Source organism: Streptomyces sp. NPDC001920, from assembly GCF_053594495.1.
Window position 1 is genome coordinate 25,008 of record NZ_JBSFEP010000036.1, and the last position, 25,990, is coordinate 50,997.

At 71.2% G+C, this 25,990-nt stretch carries 27 protein-coding genes and 2 pseudogenes; 17 read left to right on the forward strand and 12 right to left on the reverse strand.

What is annotated here, in order from left to right:
- Positions 1-70: 70 nt before the first annotated feature.
- A complete protein-coding gene (locus ACWCPI_RS38000) occupies positions 71-544 on the reverse strand; it encodes an ATP-binding protein (protein WP_451042529.1) in 474 nt (157 codons plus the stop codon).
- Positions 545-890: 346 nt separating this feature from the next.
- Entirely contained in the window at positions 891-1,868 is a 978-nt protein-coding gene (locus tag ACWCPI_RS38005) for a heavy metal transporter (RefSeq protein WP_451042530.1), read from the reverse strand.
- An 85-nt stretch (positions 1,869-1,953) separates the two neighbouring features.
- On the opposite strand from ACWCPI_RS38005, the gene dapE reads away from it, so the two are divergent.
- Together dapE and ACWCPI_RS38015 are read left to right on the forward strand one after the other, a co-directional pair.
- Positions 1,954-3,033: a succinyl-diaminopimelate desuccinylase gene (gene dapE / locus ACWCPI_RS38010; protein ID WP_451042531.1), complete on the forward strand. Its 1,080-nt coding sequence runs from the start codon at positions 1,954-1,956 to the stop codon at positions 3,031-3,033.
- Positions 3,034-3,143: 110 nt separating this feature from the next.
- Positions 3,144-3,902, forward strand: a complete 759-nt coding sequence (locus ACWCPI_RS38015) for an LOG family protein (protein WP_451042532.1) — start codon at positions 3,144-3,146, stop codon at positions 3,900-3,902.
- A gap of 132 nt (positions 3,903-4,034) precedes the next feature.
- Here ACWCPI_RS38015 and folP read toward each other — a convergent pair whose 3' ends face one another.
- Positions 4,035-4,895 (reverse strand): dihydropteroate synthase, encoded by an 861-nt coding sequence (gene folP, locus ACWCPI_RS38020; protein ID WP_451042533.1) that lies wholly within the window; start codon positions 4,893-4,895, stop codon positions 4,035-4,037.
- A gap of 140 nt (positions 4,896-5,035) precedes the next feature.
- On the opposite strand from folP, the gene ACWCPI_RS38025 reads away from it, so the two are divergent.
- The 3 genes and pseudogenes from ACWCPI_RS38025 to ACWCPI_RS38035 form a co-directional block, all read left to right on the forward strand.
- Positions 5,036-5,392: a DivIVA domain-containing protein gene (locus tag ACWCPI_RS38025; protein WP_451042534.1), complete on the forward strand. Its 357-nt coding sequence runs from the start codon at positions 5,036-5,038 to the stop codon at positions 5,390-5,392.
- Entirely contained in the window at positions 5,389-5,997 is a 609-nt protein-coding gene (locus ACWCPI_RS38030) for a DNA-3-methyladenine glycosylase I (protein WP_451042535.1), read from the forward strand. Before ACWCPI_RS38025 ends, ACWCPI_RS38030 begins: the two co-directional genes overlap by 4 nt.
- Positions 5,952-6,161: pseudogene (locus ACWCPI_RS38035) on the forward strand (hypothetical protein); the annotation flags it as partial. The gene ACWCPI_RS38030 and the pseudogene ACWCPI_RS38035, both read left to right, overlap by 46 nt.
- Positions 6,162-6,463: 302 nt before the next feature.
- Here ACWCPI_RS38035 and chcB read toward each other — a convergent pair.
- Positions 6,464-7,267: a 2-cyclohexenylcarbonyl CoA isomerase gene (gene chcB / locus ACWCPI_RS38040; RefSeq protein ID WP_451042536.1), complete on the reverse strand. Its 804-nt coding sequence runs from the start codon at positions 7,265-7,267 to the stop codon at positions 6,464-6,466.
- Positions 7,268-7,642: 375 nt separating this feature from the next.
- Here chcB and ACWCPI_RS38045 point away from each other — a divergent pair, with 375 nt between their 5' ends.
- On the forward strand, positions 7,643-7,810 hold the full coding sequence (locus tag ACWCPI_RS38045) for a DUF3117 domain-containing protein (RefSeq protein WP_003966491.1): 168 nt from the start codon (positions 7,643-7,645) through the stop codon (positions 7,808-7,810).
- Positions 7,811-7,909: 99 nt separating this feature from the next.
- Here ACWCPI_RS38045 and ACWCPI_RS38050 read toward each other — a convergent pair whose 3' ends face one another.
- Complete coding sequence (locus ACWCPI_RS38050; RefSeq protein WP_451042551.1) at positions 7,910-8,542, reverse strand: O-methyltransferase; 633 nt, start codon at positions 8,540-8,542, stop codon at positions 7,910-7,912.
- A gap of 301 nt (positions 8,543-8,843) precedes the next feature.
- Here ACWCPI_RS38050 and sigE point away from each other — a divergent pair, with 301 nt between their 5' ends.
- The 5 genes from sigE to ACWCPI_RS38075 all read left to right on the forward strand — a co-directional run bounded on the left by sigE (position 8,844) and on the right by ACWCPI_RS38075 (position 14,542).
- Positions 8,844-9,542, forward strand: coding sequence for an RNA polymerase sigma factor SigE (sigE, locus tag ACWCPI_RS38055; protein ID WP_037642843.1), 699 nt, complete (start codon positions 8,844-8,846; stop codon positions 9,540-9,542).
- Positions 9,539-10,504 (forward strand): anti-sigma factor family protein, encoded by a 966-nt coding sequence (locus ACWCPI_RS38060; RefSeq protein ID WP_451042537.1) that lies wholly within the window; start codon positions 9,539-9,541, stop codon positions 10,502-10,504. The genes sigE and ACWCPI_RS38060 overlap by 4 nt, the downstream gene beginning before the upstream one ends.
- Before the next feature lie 381 nt (positions 10,505-10,885).
- On the forward strand, positions 10,886-12,946 hold the full coding sequence (locus ACWCPI_RS38065; RefSeq protein ID WP_451042538.1) for a trypsin-like peptidase domain-containing protein: 2,061 nt from the start codon (positions 10,886-10,888) through the stop codon (positions 12,944-12,946).
- Between the two features lie 250 nt (positions 12,947-13,196).
- Positions 13,197-13,634 carry a sec-independent translocase gene (locus ACWCPI_RS38070; RefSeq protein WP_451042539.1) on the forward strand — a complete coding sequence of 146 codons (438 nt, stop codon included), beginning with the start codon at positions 13,197-13,199 and terminating at the stop codon, positions 13,632-13,634.
- 239 nt (positions 13,635-13,873) lie between these two features.
- The gene (locus tag ACWCPI_RS38075; protein ID WP_388802106.1) at positions 13,874-14,542 is read left to right on the forward strand and encodes a hypothetical protein; all 669 of its coding nucleotides are present in this window, start codon (positions 13,874-13,876) and stop codon (positions 14,540-14,542) included.
- Positions 14,543-14,620: 78 nt separating this feature from the next.
- Here the strand turns inward: ACWCPI_RS38075 and ACWCPI_RS38080 are convergent, their stop codons facing one another.
- From ACWCPI_RS38080 to ACWCPI_RS38090, 3 genes are read right to left on the reverse strand one after another with little or no spacing between them, the layout of a single operon-like run.
- Positions 14,621-15,754 carry an Mrp/NBP35 family ATP-binding protein gene (locus ACWCPI_RS38080; RefSeq protein WP_451042540.1) on the reverse strand — a complete coding sequence of 378 codons (1,134 nt, stop codon included), beginning with the start codon at positions 15,752-15,754 and terminating at the stop codon, positions 14,621-14,623.
- A gap of 43 nt (positions 15,755-15,797) precedes the next feature.
- The gene (locus tag ACWCPI_RS38085) at positions 15,798-16,409 is read right to left on the reverse strand and encodes a DUF1003 domain-containing protein (protein WP_451042541.1); all 612 of its coding nucleotides are present in this window, start codon (positions 16,407-16,409) and stop codon (positions 15,798-15,800) included.
- Positions 16,399-17,694, reverse strand: a complete 1,296-nt coding sequence (locus ACWCPI_RS38090) for a magnesium transporter MgtE N-terminal domain-containing protein (protein WP_451042542.1) — start codon at positions 17,692-17,694, stop codon at positions 16,399-16,401. The genes ACWCPI_RS38085 and ACWCPI_RS38090 overlap by 11 nt, the downstream gene beginning before the upstream one ends.
- A gap of 244 nt (positions 17,695-17,938) precedes the next feature.
- Between ACWCPI_RS38090 and ACWCPI_RS38095 the strand changes: the two genes are divergently transcribed.
- On the forward strand, positions 17,939-18,685 hold the full coding sequence (locus ACWCPI_RS38095; RefSeq protein WP_451042543.1) for a hypothetical protein: 747 nt from the start codon (positions 17,939-17,941) through the stop codon (positions 18,683-18,685).
- A gap of 44 nt (positions 18,686-18,729) precedes the next feature.
- Here ACWCPI_RS38095 and ACWCPI_RS38100 read toward each other — a convergent pair whose 3' ends face one another.
- Together ACWCPI_RS38100 and ACWCPI_RS38105 are read right to left on the reverse strand one after the other, a co-directional pair.
- Positions 18,730-19,242 (reverse strand): hypothetical protein, encoded by a 513-nt coding sequence (locus tag ACWCPI_RS38100; RefSeq protein WP_451042544.1) that lies wholly within the window; start codon positions 19,240-19,242, stop codon positions 18,730-18,732.
- A gap of 33 nt (positions 19,243-19,275) precedes the next feature.
- Positions 19,276-20,391 (reverse strand): magnesium and cobalt transport protein CorA, encoded by a 1,116-nt coding sequence (locus ACWCPI_RS38105; protein WP_388802091.1) that lies wholly within the window; start codon positions 20,389-20,391, stop codon positions 19,276-19,278.
- Positions 20,392-20,899: 508 nt separating this feature from the next.
- Here ACWCPI_RS38105 and ACWCPI_RS38110 point away from each other — a divergent pair.
- Positions 20,900-21,484: a suppressor of fused domain protein gene (locus ACWCPI_RS38110; RefSeq protein ID WP_451042545.1), complete on the forward strand. Its 585-nt coding sequence runs from the start codon at positions 20,900-20,902 to the stop codon at positions 21,482-21,484.
- 48 nt (positions 21,485-21,532) lie between these two features.
- On the opposite strand, the pseudogene ACWCPI_RS38115 reads toward ACWCPI_RS38110, so the two are convergent.
- A pseudogene (locus tag ACWCPI_RS38115) lies at positions 21,533-21,952 on the reverse strand (MFS transporter); the annotation flags it as partial.
- A 159-nt stretch (positions 21,953-22,111) separates the two neighbouring features.
- Between ACWCPI_RS38115 and ACWCPI_RS38120 the strand changes: the two are divergent.
- From ACWCPI_RS38120 to ACWCPI_RS38130, 3 genes are all read left to right on the forward strand, one after another.
- Positions 22,112-22,753: a DUF6758 family protein gene (locus ACWCPI_RS38120; RefSeq protein ID WP_451042546.1), complete on the forward strand. Its 642-nt coding sequence runs from the start codon at positions 22,112-22,114 to the stop codon at positions 22,751-22,753.
- Positions 22,754-22,893: 140 nt separating this feature from the next.
- Complete coding sequence (locus ACWCPI_RS38125; protein WP_451042547.1) at positions 22,894-23,751, forward strand: PHP domain-containing protein; 858 nt, start codon at positions 22,894-22,896, stop codon at positions 23,749-23,751.
- A gap of 178 nt (positions 23,752-23,929) precedes the next feature.
- Complete coding sequence (locus ACWCPI_RS38130) at positions 23,930-24,535, forward strand: MarC family protein (RefSeq protein ID WP_451042548.1); 606 nt, start codon at positions 23,930-23,932, stop codon at positions 24,533-24,535.
- Between the two features lie 113 nt (positions 24,536-24,648).
- Here the strand turns inward: ACWCPI_RS38130 and ACWCPI_RS38135 are convergent, their stop codons facing one another.
- Positions 24,649-24,801 carry a hypothetical protein gene (locus tag ACWCPI_RS38135; RefSeq protein ID WP_451042549.1) on the reverse strand — a complete coding sequence of 51 codons (153 nt, stop codon included), beginning with the start codon at positions 24,799-24,801 and terminating at the stop codon, positions 24,649-24,651.
- A gap of 205 nt (positions 24,802-25,006) precedes the next feature.
- Between ACWCPI_RS38135 and ACWCPI_RS38140 the strand changes: the two genes are divergently transcribed.
- On the forward strand, positions 25,007-25,900 hold the full coding sequence (locus ACWCPI_RS38140) for an NYN domain-containing protein (RefSeq protein ID WP_451042550.1): 894 nt from the start codon (positions 25,007-25,009) through the stop codon (positions 25,898-25,900).
- Positions 25,901-25,990 lie beyond the last annotated feature (90 nt).

Sequence of the window (25,990 nt, forward strand, 5' to 3'; positions counted from 1 at the left end):
ACCGAAAGCCGACGGGGCCCAGGGAACTCCCTGAACCCCGTCGGCGGTTCGAGCGGGCCGAGGCCGGCCGTCAGGCGAGGGGAAGCGCCTGCACCGGCAGGGTCCCGGTGGTCGGCACGCCGCCCTTCGTGGCCGCCCCGGCCGCGTCACCGAGAACGGCCCCGACCGACCCGGCCACACCGCCCGCGGTCTGCTGCGCCGCGGGAGTCGCCTTCTTCGTGACCTTGCTGCCGGCCTTGGCCGCCGTCGGCACGGCCTTCTTCGCGGCCTTGCCGCCGGTCTTGGTCACCTTGCCACTGGCCTTCTGCGCGGTCGGCAGCGCCTTGTCGACGGCCGTGTCGACGGCGCCGCCCGCGATCCCGGTGGCGTTCTGCGTCGCGCCGTCGACGACGCTCGCGCCGTCCAGGGCGGTCAGTCCGGCCTTCGAGGCGTCGGGCAGTTCGGGGGCCGCGCTGGCGGAGCCGGCCGCACCGACCCCGGCAGCCGCTCCCGCAGCGACGATCAGCGCGGCACGGGCGATCCGGCGGGACAGGGGGAGGGACATGATGCTCCTTCGACGGGTATGTCGGATGAGAACGATGAAGTGTCCGACCACGCCCGGCAGTTGACCGACTGGGTGTTGATCTCCGGGCTCGGACGCAGTGACTACCGCTCGAAGCCCTCGAAGGTTGCGGCGGCGCAACGTAAAGAGTTGGCAATGCGTCGCATAATCGCCTGCGGATAAAAACGGTCAAAACGCTTCCCGCCGGAAAGCCTGCCGGATCCTTGCAGCCCTTTGTTCTCAAGGGATTTGGCGGATCGGAGGGTGACTTCGCGAAAACCTGCCCGCAGCCCTGTCGGCCAACACCCCCGGTACTTCCGGAGGGTGAGTCCCCGAACGGCTGGGCGTGCTAGCGACTTGTCACGATATGGACAGATTTCGGGCCGCTGTCCGGGCCCGAGGCGCCCGACGTCGCGGTCGCACGCCACTGGCTGTCGGTGTTCCCGGCGGTCCACTCCCGACCCGCGTACGACACCCGCTTGATGTGCAGATCGGAGGCGTTGGCCACGGCCCAGTGGGCCAGCTGCCACCCGCGCTCGTCGACAGCGCGCCCCGCACGGGAGCCCGGGTCCCGCGGCACCGGCAGCACGACGGTCCGCCCGTCGCGCTCGGACACCGCTGGCGTCGGCACCGGCGTGGTCTTCCGGGCGCTCACCTCGGCGCCGACCGGCTGCAGGGCGTCGCGGCCGAAGTCCCGTACCAGCGCGGCCCGCACGGCGTCCGGGCTCGCGGTCCGCGTGGCACCGGGACGTCCCTCGCAGGTCAGCGTCGCGGCCGAACGCCCCGTGAGCGCGGCGGCGAGCAGTGTCGCGTCCGGCTCGTGCTTGGCGTACGCCTCCGGGAAGCCGCTGCGCTGGACGCGCTGGGCGGCGACGGTGAGCGGCAGCCGCGTGTAGTCGCGGACCTTGACCAGGTGCTCGTAGAAGATGCCGGCCGAGTAGATCGGGTCCATGATCTGCCGCTCGGTGCCCCAGCCCTGCGAGGGGCGCTGCTGGAACAGACCCAGCGAGTCGCGGTCGCCGTGGCTGATGTTGCGCAGCGCCGACTCCTGCAGCGCGGTGGCGAGCGCGATCGTCACGGCCCGCTCGGGCAGCCCGCGTCCGGTGCCGACGGCGGCGATGGTCGCGGCGTTGACCGCCTGCTCCGGCGTGAACTCGTACCGGGCTCCGTCGCCCTTGCCCGAGACGACCTCGCAGCCCGGTGTTCCCGTGCCTCCGGTGACGTACTGCACCGCGAGATACCCCGCGACGGCGAGCAGGACCAGGAAGGACGCCCCTCGACGCAGGAGGCGGCCACGGCGCTTGGAAGAAGGGGACGGCTCTCGCACGCCCTACAAGGTAGCTGAGGTTACTGAGGGGTATGGGGCCGGTGCGAAAAGTAAGGGGACGGCCGCTCGCGTTAGGGTCGGCACCATGGCCGACACCTCCCTTGACCTCACGCTCGACGCCGCGAGGCTCACCGCCCAGCTCGTCGACTTCCCCTCCGTCAGCGGCACGGAGAAGCCCCTCGCGGACGCCGTCGAGACCGCCCTGCTCGCCCTGCCGCACCTGACGGTCGAGCGGTTCGGCAACAACGTCGTGGCGCGCACGAACCTCGGTCGGCCGGAGCGCGTGATCCTCGCCGGCCACATCGACACCGTGCCGATCGCGGACAACGTCCCGTCCAGGCTGGACGACGACGGCGTCCTGTGGGGCTGCGGCACCTGCGACATGAAGTCGGGCGTCGCCGTCCAGCTCCGGATCGCGGCGACCGTCCCGGCCCCGAACCGCGACCTGACCTTCGTCTTCTACGACAACGAGGAGGTGACCGCGGAGCTCAACGGCCTCAAGCACGTCGCCGAGAACCGCCCGGAGTGGCTGGAGGGCGACTTCGCGGTGCTCCTCGAACCGTCGGACGGCGAGGTCGAGGGCGGCTGCCAGGGCACGCTCAGGGTGCTCCTCAGGACCAGGGGAGAGCGCGCCCACTCCGCGCGCGGCTGGATGGGCTCGAACGCGATCCACGCGGCGTCGCCGATCCTGGCCCGCCTGGCCTCGTACGAACCGCGCTACCCGGTGATCGACGGCCTGGAGTACCGCGAGGGCCTGAACGCGGTCGGGATCTCGGGCGGGGTGGCGGGCAACGTCATCCCCGACGAGTGCGTGGTGACCGTCAACTTCCGCTACGCGCCCGACCGTACGGAGGAGGAGGCCGTCGCGCACGTCCGCGAGGTCTTCGCCGACTGCGGGGTCGAGGAGTTCGTGGTGGACGACCACAGCGGCGGCGCGCTGCCGGGCCTGTCCCACCCGGCGGCCGCGGCGTTCATGAAGGCGGTCGGCGGCACCCCCCGCCCCAAGTACGGCTGGACCGACGTCTCCCGCTTCTCCTCCCTCGGCATCCCGGCGGTCAACTACGGCCCCGGCAACCCGCACCTGGCGCACAAGCGTGACGAACGGGTCGAGACGGCGAAGATCCTCGCGGGGGAGGAGCGGTTGCGGGCCTGGCTCACGGCGTAGCGGGCGCCTCGCGGGCGCGGCGCTCACGGCGGACATGCTCACGTCCCCCGTCCGTAACCCGCGTGGATCTACGCTGAGGTGGAACGACCTGGCACACGGAGGGAGCGCACATGGCTACCGGTAACCCCCAGGGGAAACAGCAGCCACCCGACGAGCAGCGGCTGGGCCCGGTGCTGCGCAGGCGAAGCCAGGTGCAGGCCGGCACCACGGACCAGCGGCTGCTGGACGAGCGCGCCCCCACGGACTGGGTCCACACGGACCCCTGGCGAGTCCTGCGCATCCAGTCGGAGTTCATCGAGGGCTTCGGCACCCTCGCCGAACTCCCGCCCGCCATCAGCGTGTTCGGCTCGGCCCGGACCCCGGCCGACTCGCCCGAGTACGACGCGGGAGTCCGTCTCGGCAGAGGACTCGTCAAGGCGGGCTTCGCGGTGATCACCGGAGGTGGGCCCGGTGCCATGGAGGCGGCGAACAAGGGTGCGTGCGAGGCCGGTGGCATCTCCGTCGGCCTCGGCATCGAGCTGCCCTTCGAGCAGGGGCTCAACCCCTACGTCGACATCGGCCTGAACTTCCGGTACTTCTTCGTCCGCAAGATGATGTTCGTCAAGTACGCCCAGGGCTTCGTGGTCCTCCCCGGCGGCCTCGGCACCCTCGACGAACTCTTCGAGGCCCTGACGCTGGTCCAGACCCAGAAGGTCACCCGCTTCCCGATCGTGCTGTTCGGCACGGAGTACTGGGGCGGCCTCGTCGACTGGCTGACGAACACGCTGGTGGCCCAGGGCAAGGCGGCGGAGAAGGACCTCCTGCTGTTCCACGTCACGGACGACGTGGAGGAGGCGGTGGCGCTGGTGTCGAAGGAGGCGGGGCGCTGAACAGGTCGCGCCGGACGAGCCGACCCGCTCGGCCCGTCCGGCGTTCGACAGCGTCCCGGCCGGGTTCTGGGACGGTTCGGTGAGCGTGCGTGCCGGGCGCCGCCCCACCGGCACCGCGTGCGCGACGGGCCCTCAGGCAAGCCCGCGACGCGCCACCGCGGGGGGCCGGTGCCCCGCGATGGACGCCACCATGTCCAGCACCTGACGCGTCTCCGCCACCTCGTGCACCCGGTACACCTGCGCCCCCAGCCACGCCGACACCGCGGTCGTGGCCAGCGTCCCGAGCACCCGCTCCTTCACCGGCCTGTCCAGCGTCTCCCCGACGAAGTCCTTGTTGGACAGGGACACCAGCACCGGCCACCCCGTCTCCACCATCTCCCCGAGCCGCCGGGTCGCCTCAAGACTGTGCCGGGTGTTCTTCCCGAAGTCGTGCCCGGGGTCGATCATGATCGACTCCCGCGGCACCCCGAGCGCCGCCGCCCGCTCGGCCAGTCCCACCGTCACCCGCAGGATGTCGGCCATGACGTCGTCGTACGTCACCCGATGCGGCCGGGTCCGGGGCTCCGCGCCCCCCGCGTGCGTGCACACCAGGCCCACCCCGTACCGCGCGGCGACCTCCGCCAGCCCCGGATCCACTCCGCCCCACGCGTCGTTCAGCAGGTCCGCCCCCGCCTCGCACACCGCGGCGCCCACCTCGGCCCGCCAGGTGTCCACGCTGATCACGACGTCCGGGAAACGCCGCCGTACTTCGGCCACGAACCCGACCGTCCGCCGTGCCTCCTCCTCGGCGGTCACCTCTTCCCCGGGCCCGGCCTTGACCCCGCCGATGTCGATGATGGCCGCGCCGTCGGCGACCGCCTGCTCCACACGCATGAGGGCCGGCTCGTCGCGGAACGTCGCCCCCTGGTCGTAGAAGGAGTCCGGGGTCCGGTTCACGATCGCCATGATCACCGGCTCGTGCGTGCCGAACACACGCCTGCCCAGCCTGAGCATCCCCTGTGACCTCTCCCTGCCCGTCCGATGGGTGTCCTGGCCTTTCAGCCGCCTGCGACCCTAACGGTCGCAGTCGCATGGCACGATCGGACACTGACACACTCGACCGCTCGCATACACCGACCGTGGGGGCCACAGCGATGGTTATGTTCTTGTTCCTGGTCGTCGCGCTCGCCGTCGTGGTCACCGCGGTGACCCTCGCCGTGGTGGGCGGCGGCGAGGGCGACGGCCCGCTGCCCGAGGCCCCGCCCGAGCGGCTGCAGGACCTGCTGCCGCCGGACCGCCCGGTCGGCCGTGCCGACGTCGAGAGCCTCCGCTTCCCGCTCGCCGCCCGCGGCTACCGCATGGCCGACGTGGACGACGCCCTCAGCCGCCTCGGCGCCGAGCTCGCCGAGCGCGACGCCCGTATCGCCGACCTGGAATCCGCACTGGCGGGGGTGCAGGCGTCCACCGGTCGGGTGTCGATGGAGAAGCCCGCGCAGGAGGACCAGCAGTGAGCGACGGCTCGGCTCTCGCCGGCCCGGACGGTGCCCTGCGCTGCCCGTGGGCCCTGTCCACCCCGGACTACGTGACGTATCACGACGAGGAGTGGGGCCGCCCGGTGCACGGCGACGACGCCCTCTTCGAACGGCTCAGCCTGGAGGCCTTCCAGTCCGGCCTGTCCTGGATCACGATCCTGCGCCGCCGGGAGGGCTTCCGCGCGGCCTTCGCGGGCTTCGAGATCGCCAAGGTGGCGGCCTTCACGGACATCGACAGGGACCGCCTCCTCGCCGACGCGGGCATCATCCGCAACCGGGCCAAGATCGACGCGACCCTCGCCAACGCCCGGGCGCTGGCCGACTGGGCGGCGGGCGAGCTGGACGAACTGATCTGGTCCCACGCCCCCGACCCCGCCACCCGACCGGCACCGAGGACCCTGGCGGACGTCCCGGCGATCACCCCGGAGTCCACGGCCCTGTCCAAGGCCCTGAAGAAGCGGGGCCTGCGATTCGTGGGCCCGACGACGGCGTACGCCCTGATGCAGGCATGCGGCTTGGTCGACGACCACCTGCAGACATGCGTGGCAAGGAGCGCCCTCCGGGCGAGCGTGCCCTCTGTCTGACCGGCCCGCCGGTCGGGCCTGCCTCGGGCCGCCTCATGCCGTTCGACGCGCCGCCCCACCGGCCGCCGACACCCGCCTTCCTGCGCCTCTACGTCGAGGACGCCGACACCGCGCACCGCAGGGCCGTCGCGGTCGGCGGTACGTCCGTGAACGAGGTGCCCCACCTCGTCCACGGCGACCGGATCGGACGGGTACGCGATCCGCCGGGCCATCCGTGGTGGCTCCAGACGCGGGTGGAGGACGTCAGCCCGCAGGAGATGGAACGCCGTCCGGGCGACCCGAACCGGGCCGGGGCGATGGCGTACATGCAGGGTGCCGACTTCTTCCCGGGGCTTCCGGCTCCGCGGGACGACTCACTCCTTGACCGTCCAGGGGCGCGGGTCCGTGTCGGTGGGCGGCTCCGCCGCCGGGGGCGATCAGCCCCCACGCATCACCCGCGCCGTCGGACGGCGCTACCGCCCCGGGCTCATCGGCCCAGGTACTTGGGCTTCTCCTTGTTCACGAAGGCCTGTACGGCGATCGCGTGGTCCTCCGAGGACCCGGCCCGTGTCTGCAGCTCGTCCTCCTTCTCCAGGGTCTCCTCGAGCGAGTGCGACAGCCCGAACGCCACCGCCTCCTTGATCGCCCCGTACGCCACCGTCGGCCCCTCGGCGAGAGCCCGCGCCACCTTCTCCGCCTCGGCCCGCAACTCGGCGGCCGGCACGAGCCGGTTGGCGATCCCCAGCTCGTACGCCTCCTGCGCCTTGAGGTTCCGCGGGAAGAGCAGCAGATCGGCGGCGCGGCCCGGGCCGACGACCCGCGGCAGCGTCCACGAGATACCGGAGTCGGCGGTCAGCGCCACCCCCGCGAACGAGGTGTTGAAGGCGGCGGTGTCGGCCACCACCCGGTAGTCCGCCGCCAGCGCGAACCCGAAGCCCGCCCCCGCCGCGACCCCGTTCACCCCGGCCACCACGGGCTTCCGCATCCCGGCCAGCGCCCGCACGATCGGGTTGTAGTGCTCCCGCACCGTGCTCATGGTCTGGCCCGAGCCGGTCTCGCGGTCCGCCGCCAGCAGCCCGATGTGCTCCTTCAGGTCCTGCCCCACACAGAACGCCCGCTCTCCGGCGGCCGTGAGCAGCACGGCGCGTACGGCGTCGTCGCCCGCGGCGGCCCGGACCGCGTCACGCAGGGCGACCTTGGCCGCGATGTTCAGCGCGTTCATCGCCTCGGGGCGGTTCAGCGTGATCGTCGCGAGTCCGTCGCTCACCTCGTAGAGCACGGTGTCGGCCATGGCGTATCCCCTCCGGTGTCGCGGCTCGGGCGTACTCGTCGGTACGCGCTCGTCTGAGGACAGCATGGCGGAGATCACGGAGGACGGCCCGGACCGGAGGTGTGACCTGCGTCAAAGAATCGATGTCCGGTTCCGTTCGGCCGAAGTGTGCGGGGTGGCGCAGTATCGCAGTCACATCGCCGAATTGAGTGGTTTTGCTCGCGTGCGTTGCCCAAGCGATGCCTACTGATGTTGGTCATCGGGTCCTGAGATGCGGGATAATGGCTTGGAAGCAATGTGTTCGATGCCGGTGTCGCGTGTCTCACGCCTGACGCGCGTGCCCTCCATGGGGCCGTCGGCTTTGACGATGAGCTGGTTTCAGGAAGGGGAACGAGCATGGCGGCCATGAAGCCGCGGACGGGCGATGGCCCGCTCGAGGTGACCAAGGAGGGGCGGGGCATCGTCATGCGCGTTCCGCTCGAAGGCGGCGGTCGGCTCGTCGTCGAGCTGACCCCGGACGAGGCCGACGCGCTCGGCGACGCCCTCAAGAAGGTCGTCGGCTGACGCGGCAGCGACCCTACCTCTTCGGCGACCCCGGCACCGCTCACGGTGCCGGGGTCGCTGCTTTCGCGGTACGTCCCCGGCGCGCGGTCCGCCGTATGATCACCGCTTGACCGCGCACAGCAGCCCGTCCCCGACCGGCAGCAGCGACGGCACCAGCTCCTGGCTCTCGCGCACCGCCCGCAGCAGCTCGCGGATGCGTATGACCTCGGTGGGCTGAGGGCCCGAGTCGACCGTGCGTCCGTTGGCGAAGACGCCTTCGAAGACGACGAGTCCACCCGGCCGCAGCAGGCGCAACGATTCAGCGAGATAGTCGAGGAACTCCAGCCGGTCACCGTCGCAGAAGACGAGGTCGTAACCGGCGTCGGCGAGGCGGGGCAGCACGTCGAGGGCGCGGCCCGGGATGAAGCGGGAGCGGTTGCTGGCGAAACCGCAGGCGCGGAAGGCCTGACGGGCGAACTGCTGGTGCTCGGGCTCGGGGTCGACCGTGGTCAGCACGCCGTCGGGACGCATTCCGTGCAGGAGGTGGATGCCGGAGACACCGGTGCCGGTACCGATCTCCGCCACCGCCTTCGCGTCCACCGAGGCGGCCAGCAAACGCAGCGCGGCGCCCGTGCCGGGCGACACCGAGCGCAGTCCCGCTTCACGGGCCCGGTCCCGGGCCCAGCGCAGGACGTCGTCCTCGGCGACGTAGGCGTCGGCGAACGCCCAGTCCGTCTGCCGGTTGCCGGTAATGACCCTCTCCTGTCCCCGTGGTTGCCTGGGCGTGACTGTATCCGTTGCGGCCGGGAACCCGCAGATGGGACCGCGCGTTTAGAGGGGTGGGAAGACGAGCGGGGGGACACAGTTGGATCACGATGACGAGCCGGGCCGCGAGCAAGTGCTGACGCAGGCGCACCAGCCGTGTCAGCCCAGATCAAATTCTCGTAAAACCGCTTATCCGGAGCTAACGGGCGAGGTGGCTATGGTAGGGGCTCCACTGGACACCACCAGAGCCGACAGGGGAGGTGCGGCTGCGCCTGTGGATCGGGGAGGAGTGCTGCGGCGCTTTCTCGGATCGGCGGGCAGGCCGAAATCCGTGAACGACACTGCTGACCACAGCCACGCCGGCGACTACGCCCAGACCGCGACCTTCTCCACCGACGCGGACGGGCAGGCGTGGACTCCGCCCACCTGGGAGGAGATCGTCAGCACGCACAGCGGCCGGGTCTACCGACTGGCGTACCGCCTCACCGGCAACCAGCACGACGCGGAGGACCTGACGCAGGAGGTCTTCGTCCGCGTCTTCCGCTCCCTGTCGACGTACACGCCGGGCACCTTCGAGGGCTGGCTGCACCGCATCACCACGAACCTCTTCCTGGACATGGTCCGCCGCAAGCAGCGCATCCGGTTCGACGCGCTGGGCGAGGACGCGGCCGAGCGGCTGCCCAGCAAGGAGCCCACGCCCCAGCAGGTCTTCAACGACGCGCACTTCGACGCGGACGTCCAGCAGGCCCTCGACACCCTCGCGCCCGAGTTCCGCGCGGCGGTCGTCCTGTGCGACATCGAGGGCCTGTCCTACGAGGAGATCGCCGCGACGCTCGGCGTCAAGCTCGGCACGGTCCGCTCCCGCATCCACCGCGGGCGCTCGCAGCTGCGCAAGGCCCTCGCCCACCGCTCGCCGGAGGCGCGCGCCGAACGCCGCTCGTTCGTGCCGCGGGTGGCAGCGCTGGGGGGAGGGGGCGCGACCGCGTGAACGACTCCCGACCCACCCCCACGGAACGGCTCCTGGCCGAGCAGCACCTCGGCGACCGACTCTCCGCCCTCGTCGACGGAGAGCTCGGTCATGAGTCGCGCGAGCGCGTCCTGGCCCACCTGGCGACCTGCGCCAGATGCAAGGCCGAGGTCGACGCCCAGCGCCGACTGAAGAACGTCTTCGCCGAGGCGGCCCCGCCGCCTCCCTCCGAGAGTTTCCTGGCCCGTCTTCAGGGCCTGCCCGCAGGAGGTGACCTGGACGGCGGCGGCTCGCCGCTGGGCGGGGGAGGGTTCGGCGGACTGTCCGGACGGTCCGGCTCGACCGGGGCGTTCGGAGTGAAGCGCAGCGACCGGTTCGAGTTCGGGTACGTCCCTTCGCGTCCGCACGGCCCGGTGCTTCCCGCCGCCGACCGTGGCTTTCGCACCCACCCCGTGGGCCGCGACGCCGATCGTTCCTCCTCCCGGATGCGGTTCGCCTTCGTCGCCGCGGGCGCGGTGTCGCTGGCCGCGATCGCGCTGGGCGGCGTCACGACGAGCGTCCCGACCGACACGGAGGCCCGTGGCGGCTCGGGCGGCAGCAAGGTGACGCCGGCGCGGACGCAGGGCACCGGCGCGGCACCGGCGCCCGAGAACCAGCGCCGACGCGGATCCGGTCCGCTGCTCGCGCAGGGGCAGGGCGAGCGGACGCTCGACACCCCGAGGACACCCACCGAGGTGTCGGCTCCGCTGCTGCCCGGGATGCCGGCCCAGTCGGCCGACCACGAGATGCACGCGCTCACCGCGCCCGTGGTGGCCGGCGCGGCCGCCATGTCCCCGTTGATACGTCCGCTCAGCGCCAACCCGCCGCTCTCCCTGACCGCATGGTCGGCGGCGAGCGAGGTCACGGCGACTCCCGACCTGCTCGCCGCCTCCGTCCCCGAAGCGACGTCATCCCCTTCCGCCTCCCCCGCGACCGGTCGCTGACCAGCCTCTGCGCAGCGGCCCACGAACCTGATTGAATCCGGGGTGGGCCGCGCCAGCATCGATACCGGGCGCGGAGTCGAGGAGACGCGGCTGCCGTCGACGCCGCGTGCCGGATGGGGGAGGTAGCACGAGGTCGCCCGGTTCCCTGAGGGAACGTGCGGCAACAGCGCAGGGTTGAGTAGGCATTCGGGCGCCGGGGTGTTCCCGGTGGTGGCCTGCCGGGGAACCAGGGTGGGAAGTCGGCAGACCGGAGCCGTCGCCGCGGAGCGAGGGCCGATCGGCCGCGGCTGCCCGCCGCACTCCGGGCCGTGTCCGTTCGGACCCGGCGGCGAGTGCAGCGTCCTGCTCGAACAACGGTCAGCAGCGAGTAGGAAGCAGAACATGAACGAGGGGAAGCCCACCAAGCCGAAGTGGTGGAACCGGCCCCGGCCCCAGGGGTCCTCGGCTGAGGCGGAGGGCGAGGCGCCGACGCCGGACGCCGACGCACACACGGTGCCCTCGGGCCGCGACGAGCGGAACCCCGGCACCGGCCCGGACGGTGACTTCGAACTGGCCCGTCCCGCCACGCGCTCGCCGGCCGACACGGCTTCGCGGGAGGGCGACTTCGAGCTGGCCCGGCCCGCCGCGCGGAGCGGCGACGGTGATGCGGCCACGGGCGCGGGTGACGCCGAGCCGCGTCCACCGCAGACGGGCGGCAGCGGTGGCGGGGCGACGTCCGCCGAAGGCGACTTCGAGCTGGCACGGCCCGGTGCGACGGCCGAGGCAGCCCCCGCCACGGGCACGGCTGCCGCCGAGCCCACCGACACCCCCGCTCCTCCCGCCCCCGGCACCGAGCGCCCCAAACCGCTGCACGACCCCGACCCGTACAGCACCCCGCCCTACGGTGAGCCCGGCCCCTGGGCCCCCGCCCCGCCGGTCCAGCACCCGGCGACGACGCCCGCGCACGGGACGGCCGCGCCCGTCCCGCAGCCACCGGCGCTCAACCGCAGCGTGCCGACGCCCGCCCCGACCCCGCCCCCCGCCACCCCCGCCACCCACGACGCGCACGGCACGCCCGCGCCGTCGACGGCCCCGGCCCCGGCAGCCGGCGTACTCGTTCCGGCGCCCACCCCGCACCCGGCGCCCAGCGCTGCCGCGCAGGCACCCGCCCCCATGATCCCGGCCCAGCCGTCGGCCCAGCCGACACCCCCGGTCACTCCCGCGACCCCCGCTCCCGACGCCCCGCCCCCCGCGAACCCCTGGCAGAACTACGACCCCTGGGCAGGCCCGGCCAACCCCACCGCCCCCCTCCAGCAGACCGGTGCCGCGGTCGCCACGCAGGGACAGCGGCGCGGGCGGGCGAAGCGGGTGCTGGTCGTCGGCGCGTTGCTGCTCGCGCTCGTCTCCGGGGGCGTCGGCGGTGTCGTGGGGGCCTACCTGGAGCGCAACGGCGGTGTGGGGGACGTGGAACTGCCCCAGGCCGACGCGGAGCCCGCCGGGCGGGCTCCGGACAGTGTCGCCGGGATCGCCGCGCGGGCCCTGCCCAGCGTCGTGACACTGCATGTCAGCGGACGGGAGGAGCAGGGCACCGGCACCGGGTTCGTACTCGACGGCCGCGGCCACATCCTCACCAACAACCACGTCGTCGAACCCGCCGGGGAAGACGGTGAGATAACGGTGACCTTCCACGGCGGAGACACCGCCGAGGCCACCGTCGTCGGACGGGACGGCGGCTACGACCTCGCCGTCGTCAAGGTCACCGGCGTCAGCGGCCTGGAGCCGCTGCCCCTCGGCAACTCCGACAACGTCCAGGTCGGCGACCCGGTCGTCGCCATCGGCGCCCCGTTCGACCTGGCGGGTACCGTCACCTCCGGCATCATCAGCGCCAAGGAGCGGCCCATCACGGCCGGCGGCGAGGGCGGGGACGGCAGCGACGTGTCGTACGTGGACGCACTGCAGACCGACGCGCCCATCAACCCCGGCAACTCCGGCGGCCCGCTCCTGGACGCCCGGGCCAGGGTCATCGGCATCAACTCCGCCATCCGGTCCGCCGACAGCGGCTCCGACCTGGACGGTGCGCGGTCCGGCTCCATCGGCCTCGGCTTCGCCATACCGGTCAACCAGGCCAAACGTGTCGCCGAAGAGCTGATCAACACCGGCAGGGCGACCCACCCGGTCATCGGCGTCACCCTCGACATGGACTACACCGGCGACGGCGCCCGCGTCGGCACCAAGGGCCGTGACGGCGGCCCCGCGGTCACGAAGGGCGGCCCCGGCGACAAGGCCGGCATCAGGCCGGGCGACGTCATCACCGAGGTGGACGGCCAGCGTGTCCATTCCGGCGAGGAACTCATCGTCAAGACGCGCGCCCACCGCCCCGGCGACCGCCTGGAGCTGACCCTGGAGCGGGGCGGCAAGGAGAGGACGATCTCCCTCACGCTGGGCTCGTCGAGCGGTGACTGAATCGAGCGGGGGCTGAGTCGAGCGGTGGCCGAGACGCACACGAACATCACAGTGCACTCCGCACGGGACACCCGTACGGGCCCTGACATGGCAAACAACCGGGAAAAGCGCACGCATACCCGCATTCGGAGGCCTCGGGACAGTACCGGTCGTAGCGGATCGCCGGGTACCGTGGATCCGGCCCGGACCACGGAAGACCCGCAATGGACCGCCGAGGGCCGAGGACCGAGGACATCGCAAGGAGCTTCAGGTGTTCAATGACATAGGTGCGCTCGAGCTGGTGACGCTCATCGTCCTTGCCGTGCTCGTCTTCGGTCCGGACAAGCTCCCGAAGGTCATCCAGGACGTCACCCGCACGATCCGCAAGATCCGCGAGTTCTCGGAGAGCGCCAAGCAGGACATCCGGCAGGAACTGGGCCCGGAGTTCAAGGACTTCGAGTTCGAGGACCTCAACCCCAAGACGTTCATCCGCAAGCAGCTGGACAACGACGAACTGGGGCTCAAGGAGATCCGCAACGGCTTCGACCTGAAGAAGGAGATGGCCGAGGTCACCGACGCCGTGCACGGTCGTGAGTCGGACTCGTCCCCGGTCTCCTCCTCGGGTGCCTCCGGTGGCGGACTCGACATGACGAAGAAGCCCGAGAGCCCGCGCGACGACCGCCCGCCCTTCGACTCGGACGCCACCTGAGCGGTACGGAACCGGGGGCGGAACCACCGCCCCTGCGTGACGCTTCTCATACTCCGCCCGGGTCGCACACGGCCTGAACACGCCCCCTGCGCGCCCCGCGCGCCGGGCGCTTTCCCTGCTGCTCCGAGCGGTGTGGTTATGCTGCCAAGTTGTTGTGCGGACCGTCCCTGAACAGGTAGCGCCGCCCGAAGGGGGGCGGGCCGGGCTGGTCCGGCTAGAACGAGGAGGCGTCCGGGCACATGGAGACGACGAGTCAGACGACGAGTCGGTCAGTCGCGCAGGCACCGGCCACGGAGAGCGGACAGCAGGTCCCCTCCGCCCGGCGCACGGTCGACGGCTACCTGCTGGCGCCTTTCCCGTGGTACGGCCTCGACGAGGCGTTCACGGGGCCGCGCTGGCTGATGCAGGTCGGCATGGCGGCCGACGGAGCCGTGGAACACGGTTCCATCGGGCACGGTGACGAGCCCTCCGTACGTAACGAGGGGACGGAGGACCGGGAGAAGTTCGCGGTGGTGGTCACCGTCGCGGCGAATCCGTCCCGGCGAAGCGCGGACGGTACAGGGCTGCTGGAGGCGACGTCGGTGTCGTCGGCGGCGTGGCTGGCGGGAGTCGGACTGCTGTCCTTCACCTGGCCCGGCCAGATGGACCACTCGCTGCGGGACGACTGGCTGGACCAGCAGACGGAGACGGCGTGGGCCCTGGCCGACGACCTCGACGGGCCGGACTGGTCGACGCTGTCCCTGCCGGTGGACGGCGTGCCCACGCCCTTCCACTACCGGGAGTCCGAGTTCGGGTGGGTGCTCGCCGGGTCCACGCAGGCGGGGGTGCACGTGGGCGCGTACGGCAGGGGGATGAGCGCGTACGGGCTCGGCTTCGCCGTGATCAAGGACATCTCGGCGTACGCCTAGGGTCTGTCGTCCCCGCGCGAAGGCGGGGTCACGTGGACGGGGCCCGTTCGGCGGAACGGGCCCCTCTTCGTCCGGGAATCAGAACTTGTTGCGCGGAGTGATGCCCAGCGACATGCCGGACAGGCCCCGCTGCCGGCCGCCCAGCTTGCCCGCGATCGCCCGCAGCGCCGAGCCCGCCGGGGAGTCCGGGTCGGTCAGGACCACCGGCTTGCCCTCGTCGCCGCCCTCGCGCAGGCGGACGTCGATGGGGATGCTGCCGAGGACCGGGACGTTCGTGCCGGTCGTGCGGGTCAGGCCGTCGGCGACGATCTGGCCGCCGCCCGTGCCGAAGACGTCGACCATCTCGCCGCAGTGCGGGCAGGGCAGGCCGGACATGTTCTCGACCACGCCGACGATCTTCTGGTGGGTCTGGACGGCGATGGACCCGGCGCGCTCGGCGACCTCGGCCGCCGCCTGCTGCGGGGTCGTGACGACCAGGATCTCGGCGTTCGGGACCAGCTGGGCCACGGAGATGGCGATGTCGCCGGTGCCGGGCGGGAGGTCGAGGAGCAGGACGTCCAGGTCGCCCCAGTACACGTCCGCGAGGAACTGCTGGAGCGCGCGGTGGAGCATCGGGCCGCGCCAGACGACCGGGGCGTTGCCCGGGGTGAACATGCCGATGGAGATGACCTTCACGCCGTTCGCCGACGGCGGCATGATCATGTTCTCGACCTGGGTCGGACGGCCGTCGGCGCCCAGCATGCGCGGCACGCTGTGGCCGTAGATGTCGGCGTCGACGACGCCCACCTTCAGACCGTCGGCCGCCATCGCAGCCGCCAGGTTGACCGTGACGGAGGACTTGCCGACGCCGCCCTTGCCGGAGGCCACCGCGTACACCCGGGTCAGGCTGCCCGGCTTGGCGAAGGGGACCTCACGCTCGGCCTGGCCGCCGCGCAGGGCGTTCGCCAGCTCCTTGCGCTGCTCGTCGCTCATCACGTCGAGTGTGACGTCGACGCGGGTGACGCCCTCGACGCGGGAGACGGCGTCCGTCACGCGCTGCGTGATCGTCTCGCGCATCGGGCAGCCGGAGACGGTCAGGTACACGGTGACCGCGACCGCACCGTCCGCACCGATCTGAACCGACTTGACCATCCCCAGCTCGGTGATGGGGCGGTTGATCTCGGGGTCGTTCACCGTCGCCAGTGCCTCGCGCACCGCGTCTTCCGTAGCCATAAGGACGATGGTACGGCCCGGTAGCCATGCCCCGGAAAGCCTGTCAGCGGTCGTCTACGTCACGTCCGCGTGACCGTTCCGCCGGGAATACACCGTGCTCCCGGTGACCGTTCCCGCGATGGCCGTCCTGCCGCTCCTCCAGCTCCTTCACCAGGTCCTGGAGCTCCGAGCGGATCCAGTCGCGGGTGGCGACCTCGCCCAGCCCGATGCGCAGCGCGGCGATCTCGCGGGTCAGGTACTCGGTGTCGGCGATGGAGCGCTCGTTCTGCTTGCGGTCCTGCTCCAGGTTGACCCGGTCGCGGTCGTCCTGCCGGTTCTGTGCGAGCAGGATCAGCGGGGCGGCGTACGAGGCCTGCAGGGACAGCGCCAGGGTCAGGAAGATGAACGGGTACTCGTCGAACCGCAGGTCGCCGGGCGCGGTGATGTTCCACAGCACCCACACGATGATCACGACCGTCATCCAGACGAGGAACCGCCCGGTGCCGATGAAGCGGGCGATCCGCTCCGACAGCCGCCCGAAGGCCTCCGGGTCCCATTCGGGCAGGATCCGGCGGCGCGGCGGGCGGGGCTGGTCCAGGCGCGCGCGGGGACTGCGGCCGGCCGCGGTCGCACCGGACGCCGTGCGCTCGCGTGTGCCGTCACGGTCAGGAGCCATGGGCCGTCACCTCCCCGCCGGTGTCCTCGTCCAGATGGAACTCGGTCTCCCGCCAGTCGTCGGGCAGCATGTGGTCCAGTACGTCGTCCACGGTCACCGCGCCCAGCAGCGACCCCGAGTCGTCGACGACGGGCGCCGCGACCATGTCGTACGTCGCGAAGAACCCGGCGACGACCGGCAGCGCGGCGTCCGGCTCCAGGGCTTCGAGCGCCTCGTCGAGGAGCGCGCTGACCAGGGTGTACGGCGGGTCCCGCAGCAGGCGCTGGAAGTGCACGGTGCCGAGGTACTTGCCGGTCGGGGTCTCGTCGGGCGGGCGGCAGACATAGACCTGGGCGGCGAGTGCGGGGGACAGGTCGGGGTTGCGGATGCGGGCGAGGGCGTCGGCGACGGTGGCGTCGGGGCGCAGGATGATCGGCTCCGTCGTCATCAGACCGCCGGCCGTGTGCTCCTCGTACGCCATCAGACGGCGCATGTCGGCCGCGTCCGCGGGCTGCATCAGGTTCAGCAGCCGCTCCTGCTCGTCCACGGGCAGCTCGCCGAGCAGGTCGGCCGCGTCGTCCGGGTCCATGGCCTCCAGGACGTCGGCGGCGCGCTCCTCCTTGAGCTTGCCGAGGATCTCGATCTGGTCGTCCTCAGGGAGCTCTTCGAGGACATCGGCGAGCCGGTCGTCGTCGAGGGCCGCGGCGACCTCCGCGCGGCGCTTGGGGGAGAGGTGGTGCAGGACGTTGGCGAGGTCGGCGGGGCGCAGCTGCTCGAAGGTGGCGAGCAGGTTCTCGGCGCCCTGCCCCTGCTCCTCCGCGGAGAAGCCGGTGACTGCGGACCACTCGACGGTCAGCGACTCGCCCTTGGCACGCCGGAAGGCGCCGCTCCTGCCGCCCTTGCGCACGAACACCTTGTCGATCTCCCAGTCCCGCCGGGCCGGCAACTGTCCCACGGACAGGTCGAGGACGGTGACCTCCTCGCCGGTCTCGACGAGGGTGACGCGCCGGTCCAGCAGCTCGCCGAAGACGAGGCGCTCGGTGGGGCGCTGCTCGAAGCGGCGGACGTTGAGCACACCGGTGGTGATGACCTGGCCGGACTCGATGCTGGTCACGCGGGTCATGGGCAGGAAGATACGGCGTCGGGTGGAGAGTTCGACGACCAGGCCGAGCAGGCGCGGGGGACGTCGTCCGACGCGCAGCATGACGACCAGATCGCGCACGCGGCCCACCTGGTCGCCGTTCGGGTCGAACGCGGCGACGCCGACGAGGTGCGAGACGAAGATCCGGGGGGCGCCGGCTGCCATGGCTGCGGCTCCTTTTCGTGCGGGTGCGCCGTGTTGGCGGTTGCTGTTCTCTTGTTGTTTCTCTGGGTGTTCGCTGGCTGCGCCGCCTATCCGAATTGCCCGCTCAGGTGGGCTTCAGGCTAGCCCGTCCGGATCCGATACGCCCTGGTGAGCGGTCCGGACGGACTGGCTCCGCCGTGGGCCCGAGGGGCCGGTACGCTGCGGTACGCCGCTCCCGTCACTCGACAGAAAGGCAGCCCCGCCTGTGACTGCGATTGCGCAGGGCCGTGCCCGCCGGGCCGCGCTGGTGAGCGCCGTGTGCGCTCTGGTGGTGTCGGGAACGGCACTGACGGGATGCAGCGAGGACCCCGACGAGGGCACCAACGGCGTCGGCAAGCTGTCGGCCGCCGAGATCCAGCGCAAGACCCGTACGGCCGCCGACTCCGCCGAGGCGGTGCGGCTCTCCGGGAACGTGGTCACCAGCGGACGCACATACACACTCGACATGCGGTTGAAGTCCGGCGGCGCGACGGGGTCGGTCACCGCGCAGGGATCGACGTTCCAGCTGCTCAGAATCGGTGAGCAGCTGTATCTGAAGGCCGACGACGGCTTCTGGAGCGACGCGGGCGACGACGGCAGGGCGGATGCGGCCGCCGTGGACAAGCTGGGCGGCAAGTACGTGAAGGTGCCGCAGGGCGATCCGTCGTACAAGAAGTTCAGTGGCTTCACGGACAAGGGAGTCCTCCTCGACGGCCTGTTGACCCTGCACGGCACCCTGGCCAAGGACGGGTACCACGACCGGGCGGGCACCCGCATCATCCGTGTCACGGGCGACGCCGGCTCCGGCGGCACCCTCGACGTCTCCCTGAAGGGCACCCCGTACCCCCTCCGGCTGACCCGGGCGGGCGGTGCGGGCACGCTGACCTTCTCCGCCTGGGGCGAGGACTTCCCGTTGGAGAAGCCGGCCAAGGACGAGACCGTCGACTACGGCAAACAGCTGCCGACGTCGTAGGGGGCGGGGGCCGGACTGCCCTGCCGCCCGGCTCCCGTGCCCGTCTACTTCCGCCTGCGCCGCTTCAGCAGCAGGCGCGGCACCGCAGCCGGCACGGGCTCCCGGGTCGTCGCCGGTGTGGGCAGCGGGGCCTCGGACAGCGACCCCTCCGGCAGCGGCGCCAGCGCACCCGTCGGCTCCAGCCGCAGCACCCGGCATTCGCGTGCCCAGCGCTGGGGCATCGCCTCACCGTCAGGCGCGTTCAGGCGCTTGCCCTTGAGCTCGGCGACGGCGGCCTCCCACGGCTCGGAACCCGCCGTGAGCTCCACGACCTTCGCCGACCACGACACCAGCCGGCCGCCCTTGTCCTTGCTGCGGACCGTCACCGCGGCCTCGACGCCGTCGGCCAGCCCGGGAAGCGGCTGCTCACCGGGGCCGTCACCCACGACACACGCGGCACCCTCGTGCCACACGTGCCACAGCGCCCGTGCCGGGACACCGGGTCCCTTGACCCAGATCAGCCCGGACTTCTTCGTGGCCTCCTCGACGAGGGCCTGGTCGAGCAGCTCGCTTGTCATGGCCCCAAGCCTAACCAGCGGGGTCCGGCCCGCTCAGAGCCAGCCGTTCCGCTTCAGCGTGCGGTGGATGCCCAGACAGATGGCGACGGTGACGCTCATGATCACCGGGTAGCCGTACTTCCAGTGCGTCTCCGGCATGTAGTCGAAGTTCATGCCGTACACCCCGCACACCATCGTCGGTACGGCGATGATCGCGGCCCACGAGGTGATCTTCCGCATGTCCTCGTTCTGCGCGACGGACGCCTGCGCGAGGTTGGCCTGGAGGATCGAGTTGAGGAGCTCGTCGAAACCGATGACCTGCTCGTGCACCCGCGCGACGTGGTCGGCGACATCCCGGAAGTACTTCTGGATGTCCGGGTCGATCAGCCGCATCGGCCGCTCGCTCAGCAGCTGCATGGGACGCAGCAGCGGCGACACCGCCCGCTTGAACTCCAGTACCTCACGCTTGAGTTGGTAGATCCGCCCGGCGTCCGTGCCGCGCGGCGTGCCCTTCCGCCCCGGCGAGAAGACCTCGGTCTCCACCTCGTCGATGTCGTCCTGCACGGCGTCGGCCACCGCGATGTACCCGTCCACGACATGGTCGGCGATCGCGTGCAGCACGGCCGACGGACCCTTGGCGAGCAGCTCCGGGTCGTCCTGAAGCCGGTGCCGCAGGGCCCGCAGCGAGCCCTGCCCGCCGTGCCGGACGGTGATGAAGAAGTCCCGGCCGGTGAAGCACATGACCTCGCCGGACTCGACGACCTCGCTGGTGGCGGTGAGTTCGTCGTGCTCGACGTAGTGGATGGTCTTGAAGACGGTGAACAGGGAGTCGTCGTAGCGCTCCAGCTTCGGGCGCTGGTGGGCCTGCACCGCGTCCTCCACGGCCAGCGGGTGCAGCCCGAACTCGCTCGCGATACCGGAGAACTCGGCCTCGGTCGGCTCGTGCAGCCCGATCCACACGAAGCCACCGTCCCGCCGCACCAGGCGCATCGCCTCGTGCGGGGTCAGCGGCTTGTCGGTCTGCAGCCGGCGGCCGTCCCGGTAGACGGCACAGTCGACGACGGCGGAGGGGGTCGCGGGGTCGCGGGTGGTGTCGTACGCGCCGTTGTCCTTGCGCAGCGAGACGCGGGACGGGCGGACCACGGCACGCAGGTCGCGGATCATCGACATGAGCAGGCTCCTTCGCAACGGGCAACGAAGCGGGGGAGGGCCGCGGCACGGGTGGAACTGCCCGGAATGGGGACGTCCTGACCTCAGGATGTTTGGCACGTCCACAAAGCGGGGAGCACCGCACCGTCGCGGTGGTGGCTTCGTTGCTGGTTCAGATCAGACCGATCAGGCAAAGCGAAACGAAGTGCTCTTCCGTGGAAGGACGCAAGCGTGAAAGGGCGGCGGTCAGCCGGAGCGGAACAGCCGAATCAGCTACATCAGTGGCGGGAAGAGCGAGTGGTACTGCACGGTCGACTTCGATCCATGACAGCCCCACCTCCTCCGGCCGGTCCCTCGTAAGGGACGTTCCATACCCTGTTCAGGGTTCCCCGTTGGGGAGTCGCAATCAGGCGTCGGGACTCGATCGCGACGCTTCTGCGTGCTGCCCCGAACACCGGGCAAGAGTATCAGCCGACTGAAGTGTCAAGGCGCTGCTTTGCCGGGTGCTGACGAGTTCTATGCTCGCGGCATGGCTGATGTTCTTCCTCTGGTCGAGGCCCGGTTGCGCACCGCGCTGGGCGAACCGGACGCGCGCGCGGCGGTCACCTTCCTCGGTACGGACCGCATCGAGGTGCTCCGCTTCCAGCAGGGCGACATCGTCCGCTACGCCACGCTCGGCATGTCCGCGCAGCCCATGAACGACCCCACGGCGATGGTCGCCGACCCGGTCAAGGGCCCCCGCGCCGAACTGGTCCTCTCGGTGCGCTCCGGCATCGCCGACACCGACAAGGTGCTGCGCCCACTCGCCGTGCTCGCCGCGTCCCCGCAGGTGGAGGGTGTGATCGTGACCCCCGGCGCCTCCCTGGACGTAGGCGAGCCGCTGTGGCCCGAAGCTCCCTTCACCTCGGTCCTGGTGGCCGAGCCGGGCGGCCTCGTCGAGGACCTGGAGCTGGACGGGCCCGCCGGCCCCGTGCACTTCCTGCCCCTGCTGCCCATGACCCCGAACGAGGCGGCCTGGAAGCGGGTGCACGGCGCCCAGGCGCTGCAGGAGCGCTGGCTGACGAGCGGGACGGACCTGCGGGATCCCACCCGCGCGTCCGTCCCGCTGGCGTGAGCAACCTCACCAACCGGTGGCTGAAAACCGTCAGTTGGCGAACACGGTGGCCGCCGCGCTGCCGCCGGCCGCGGCGCCGACGATGACCGCGAGGGCCGTGGAGACGAAGAGGGCGTTGCCCAGTCCCCATCCCGCCCGGAAGCCGACCAGCTCACCGATCGATCCGGAGGTGCCGGCGAGTCCGGCGAAGACGACCACGAGGGCGAGGCCGAGCAGCAGGGTCCGGCGGCCCCCGATCCGGCTGGAGACGAAGCCGGTGAGCAGCATCGCCACGGCGGTGATGAGGAAGTACGAGGTGAAGAGCAGGGAGACCTGCCCGGCCGTGGCGTGCAGACCGCTCGCGATGGACGGCAGGGTCGGGTCGACGAGTCCGATGCCCATGAAGGCGACGACGGACGCGCCGGCGGTCGCCCACACGGCCTTCGGCTGCCGCAGGATTCCGCCCGCTCCCGCGTCGAGGGGGTCCATGTCCGTTCTCCAATTCCCACGGTTCTGGTTGGCAGTTGCACATAATATGTTAGCCAAGCTAATTAATGCAATTTACATCTAAATTTGTTCGTGAAGGGTTCCGCCCGGACGGGTGATCGTCCTTGACGTGACGCGGAAGGGGTAGGACCGTGGGGCCCTATGAGGGGCGAACCCAGTTGCCCGAAGTGTGGTGGCCGGGTCAGGGCTCCCGGACTTTTCGCCGACGCCTGGCAGTGTGACGTGCACGGCACCGTCCACCCGGTGCAGCCCGTGATCCCGCCCAGCGTCGAGGCCCTCGGTGTCGTGGTGCATCGCACCCAGGTGCCGGTGTGGATGCCGTGGCCGCTGCCGATCGGCTGGCTGTTCACCGGGGTCGCCAGTGCCGGCGACGACCGCAGTGGAGGCCGGGCGACGGCTGTCGCCTGCTCCGGACCCGGTCCGCTCGGCGGTATGGGCGAACTGATCCTGGTCGCCGAGGAACTCGGTGTCGGTCTCGGCGCGCGCTACGCGGGCATGGACGGCCCGGATCCGGGGCCGTACCTGAACGTCGAGAAGCCGCCCCAGGCCAAGGTCCTCGCCGCCGGCCGTCCGACCCCGCTGTGGCATGTCTCCGGCACTCCCGGCGACCGTGCCGTCTTCGCCGGGGAGGCGCTCGGGATGTGGCTGTGGGCGGTCGTGTGGCCGGAGCAGTCCGGGCTGCTGATGTACGACGAGATGGTGCTGACCGATCTGCGGGACGCGGGGCCCGAGTTGGACCTGGTGCCGTGCGGGGCGTTGTCGCCGCGTCTGATGGAGCCGTAGGTCGCCTGGATGTAAGGGGTGCTCGGCCGTGCGGGTGTGACAGGGGTCGTTGAAAATCCGGTTATCCTGGAGCGGCCCTCTCCGTTCGAACGGGCCCTTCCGCTTGAACGGCCTCTTCCGTTTCGTCGTCTGGAGTTCGCGTGCGTATCGACCTGCACACCCACTCCACCGCTTCCGACGGCACGGACACCCCGGCCGAGCTGGTGCGGCGCGCCGCCGCGGTCGGACTGGACGTCGTGGCGCTCACCGACCACGACACCACCCGCGGACACGCCGAGGCGATCGCCGCGCTGCCGGAGGGGCTCACCCTCGTCACCGGCGCCGAGCTGTCGTGCCGTGTCGACGGCATCAGCATGCACATGCTGGCCTACCTCTTCGATCCCGCGGAGCCCGCGCTGCTCGCCGAGCGTGAGCTGGTGCGCGACGACCGGGTGCCCCGCGCCCAGGGCATGGTCGCCAAGCTCAACGCGCTGGGCGTGCCTGTCACCTGGGAGCAGGTGCTGCGGATCGCCGGTGACGGCTCGGTCGGCCGGCCGCACGTCGCCTCCGCGCTCGTCGAACTCGGAGTCGTACCGACCGTGGGCGACGCCTTCACCGAGGACTGGCTGGCCGACGGCGGCCGGGCCTTCGTGGAGAAGCACGAGACCGACCCGTTCGAGGCGATCCGGCTGATCAAGGCCGCGGGCGGTGTCGCCGTCTTCGCCCACCCGGCCGCCAGCAAGCGGGGCCGTACGGTTCCGGAGGCCGCGATCGCCGAGATGGCCGCGGCCGGGCTCGACGGCATCGAGGTCGATCACATGGACCACGATCCCGACACGCGCGCGCGGCTGCGCGGGCTCGCCAAGGAGCTCGGGCTGCTGACGACCGGGTCCAGCGACTACCACGGCAGCCGCAAGACGTGCGCGCTCGGGGAGTACACCACGGATCCCGAGGTGTACGGCGAGATCACGCGGCGGGCGACCGGCGCGTTTCCCGTGCCGGGGACCGGCGGGGACTAGGTCGCCTTCCCGTCCGTTCAGAGGCACCCGACGCCGTCGGTCGTGCCCGCCCGTTCCTTCCCCCCTGCCCTGAGGGCTCGGGGCCCAGCGGAACGTCTGCCCACAGCGGTAGCGGCACAGCGGTACCACTCCTGCCTGCCCGCCGCGCGAACCACCCACGTCGCAAGGCCCATCACCCATGTTCGACCTCGCCGTCTTCGGCTCCCTCTTCCTGACCCTCTTCGTGATCATGGATCCGCCCGGGATCACCCCGATCTTCCTCGCGCTCACTGCGGGCCGCCCGGCCAAGGTGCAGCGGCGGATGGCCTTCCAGGCCGTCTGCGTGGCCGGCGGTGTCATCGCGATCTTCGGGCTCCTCGGCCACCAGATCCTCGACTACCTGCACGTGTCCGTTCCCGCGCTGATGATCGCGGGTGGGCTGCTGCTCCTGTTGATCGCGCTCGACCTGCTCACCGGCAAGACGGACGAGCCGAAGCAGACCAAGGACGTCAACGTCGCCCTCGTACCCCTGGGCATGCCCCTGCTGGCCGGGCCGGGAGCGATCGTCTCCGTGATCCTCGCCGTGCAGAAGGCCGACAGCACGGCCACCCAGGTGTCGGTGTGGTCGGCCATCCTCGCCATCCATGTCGTGCTGTGGCTCGTGATGCGGTACTCGCTGCTGATCATCCGGGTCATCAAGGACGGCGGCGTGGTCCTCGTGACGCGGCTCGCGGGCATGATGCTGTCGGCGATCGCCGTGCAGCAGATCATCAACGGGGTGACCCAGGTGATCAGGGGAGGGTGACGGCGGAGGCCGAGGGCTGCCTTGCCCGTGATCGCGCCGCCCACGCACAAGGGCCCCGCACGGCGTCGCTGCCGTACGGGGCCCTGAAGCATCAAGGAAAAAGACTTACGACATCACGAAGTCGTGGGTTCGGTCGGGCGGATCCAGAGCCGCTGGCCGATCGCGGCGGCCTGCTGAACGATCCGGTTGACGGAGGCGGCGTCCACGACGGTGCTGTCCACGGCCGTGCCGTCGACCTCGTCGAGTCGCATGATCTCGAAGCGCATGGCTTCTCCCTTCGTCCGGTCATCCTCCTGAGGAGAACTACTGCGTTACACATGTATGCAACCAGCCGTGCGTTACAAACATTCCCTACGCTAAAGAAATTTTTCGAACGACTAACTACTGACGGGTAAGCGGTCGTCGAGGGATAGGACGAGACGGACCGGGACCGGTTGTGTTCGCAGCGTGACCGCCGGGACAATGGAGACGATGAACGACGACCTCGCGGCGCTCGGCGCCCGCATCGACCGCACCAACGAGCTGCTGCAACGCATGCTCGCCGAGGTGGCGAAGACGCCCTCCACCCATGCGATCTTCGTCGACGCGGGTTATCTCTACGCCGCCGCCGGCCGGCTGGTCGCCGGGACGGAGGACCGCCGGGCCTTCGATCTGGACGCCGAAGGGCTGATCGAGGCGCTCATCGACAAGGCGCGCACGATCTTCGCGGACAGCAGGCTGCTGCGGGTCTACTGGTACGACGGCGCCCGCCGCCGTATCCACACGGCGGAACAGCAGTCGATCGCCGAGCTTCCCGACGTGAAGGTGAGGCTGGGCAACCTCAACGCCAACAACCAGCAGAAGGGCGTCGACTCGCTCATCAGGACCGACCTGGAGTCACTGGCCCGGCACCGCGCCATCAGCGACGCGGCCCTGCTCGGCGGGGACGAGGACCTGGTGTCGGCGGTCGAGGCCGCGCAGGGGTACGGCGCGCGGGTGCACCTGTGGGGCATCGAGGCGCCCGAGGGCCGCAACCAGGCCGAACCGCTGCTCTGGGAGGTCGACAGCCAGCGCACCTTCGACCTCGACTTCTTCAAGCCGTACGTCTCCCGGCGCACCGCGGCCGCGTACGAGGCGGCGGGCGCCCGGCCGACCCGCGAGGACGTGCGGTTCGTCGGCGCACAGATCGCGGCGAAGTGGCTCGCCGCCCGGGGGCGTGAGTCACTCGTCGAACTGCTGCCCGGCCACCCGTACCTGCCCGGGTCGGTCGACCAGGATCTGCTGGTGGAGGCGGAGGGGCTGCTCCAGTACTCACTGCGCGGGCAGGCTGATCTGCGGCGGGCCCTGCGGGACGGGTTCTGGGAGCACCTCCAGGCGCAGTACTAGGTCGTGTCCGCAAAGTCCCGTCGTCCGCCCGGAGGGCGGGCCCCGCGGCGTATGGTGCGTGCTCTCGGCGTGCCGGGCGGAAGCCCTCGT

Bases quoted from the DNA above. Each gene is read 5' to 3' on its own strand.
- ACWCPI_RS38000 (WP_451042529.1), bottom strand. From the start codon at position 544: ATGTCCCTCCCCCTGTCCCGCCGGATCGCCCGTGCCGCGCTGATCGTC.
- dapE (WP_451042531.1), top strand. From the start codon at position 1,954: ATGGCCGACACCTCCCTTGACCTCACGCTCGACGCCGCGAGGCTCACC.
- ACWCPI_RS38015 (WP_451042532.1), top strand. From the start codon at position 3,144: ATGGCTACCGGTAACCCCCAGGGGAAACAGCAGCCACCCGACGAGCAG.
- folP (WP_451042533.1), bottom strand. From the start codon at position 4,895: ATGCTCAGGCTGGGCAGGCGTGTGTTCGGCACGCACGAGCCGGTGATC.
- ACWCPI_RS38025 (WP_451042534.1), top strand. From the start codon at position 5,036: ATGGTTATGTTCTTGTTCCTGGTCGTCGCGCTCGCCGTCGTGGTCACC.
- chcB (WP_451042536.1), bottom strand. From the start codon at position 7,267: ATGGCCGACACCGTGCTCTACGAGGTGAGCGACGGACTCGCGACGATC.
- ACWCPI_RS38045 (WP_003966491.1), top strand. From the start codon at position 7,643: ATGGCGGCCATGAAGCCGCGGACGGGCGATGGCCCGCTCGAGGTGACC.
- ACWCPI_RS38065 (WP_451042538.1), top strand. From the start codon at position 10,886: ATGAACGAGGGGAAGCCCACCAAGCCGAAGTGGTGGAACCGGCCCCGG.
- ACWCPI_RS38075 (WP_388802106.1), top strand. From the start codon at position 13,874: ATGGAGACGACGAGTCAGACGACGAGTCGGTCAGTCGCGCAGGCACCG.
- ACWCPI_RS38080 (WP_451042540.1), bottom strand. From the start codon at position 15,754: ATGGCTACGGAAGACGCGGTGCGCGAGGCACTGGCGACGGTGAACGAC.
- ACWCPI_RS38085 (WP_451042541.1), bottom strand. From the start codon at position 16,409: ATGGCTCCTGACCGTGACGGCACACGCGAGCGCACGGCGTCCGGTGCG.
- ACWCPI_RS38090 (WP_451042542.1), bottom strand. From the start codon at position 17,694: ATGGCAGCCGGCGCCCCCCGGATCTTCGTCTCGCACCTCGTCGGCGTC.
- ACWCPI_RS38100 (WP_451042544.1), bottom strand. From the start codon at position 19,242: ATGACAAGCGAGCTGCTCGACCAGGCCCTCGTCGAGGAGGCCACGAAG.
- ACWCPI_RS38105 (WP_388802091.1), bottom strand. From the start codon at position 20,391: ATGTCGATGATCCGCGACCTGCGTGCCGTGGTCCGCCCGTCCCGCGTC.
- ACWCPI_RS38110 (WP_451042545.1), top strand. From the start codon at position 20,900: ATGGCTGATGTTCTTCCTCTGGTCGAGGCCCGGTTGCGCACCGCGCTG.
- ACWCPI_RS38120 (WP_451042546.1), top strand. From the start codon at position 22,112: ATGAGGGGCGAACCCAGTTGCCCGAAGTGTGGTGGCCGGGTCAGGGCT.
- ACWCPI_RS38130 (WP_451042548.1), top strand. From the start codon at position 23,930: ATGTTCGACCTCGCCGTCTTCGGCTCCCTCTTCCTGACCCTCTTCGTG.
- ACWCPI_RS38135 (WP_451042549.1), bottom strand. From the start codon at position 24,801: ATGCGCTTCGAGATCATGCGACTCGACGAGGTCGACGGCACGGCCGTG.
- ACWCPI_RS38140 (WP_451042550.1), top strand. From the start codon at position 25,007: ATGAACGACGACCTCGCGGCGCTCGGCGCCCGCATCGACCGCACCAAC.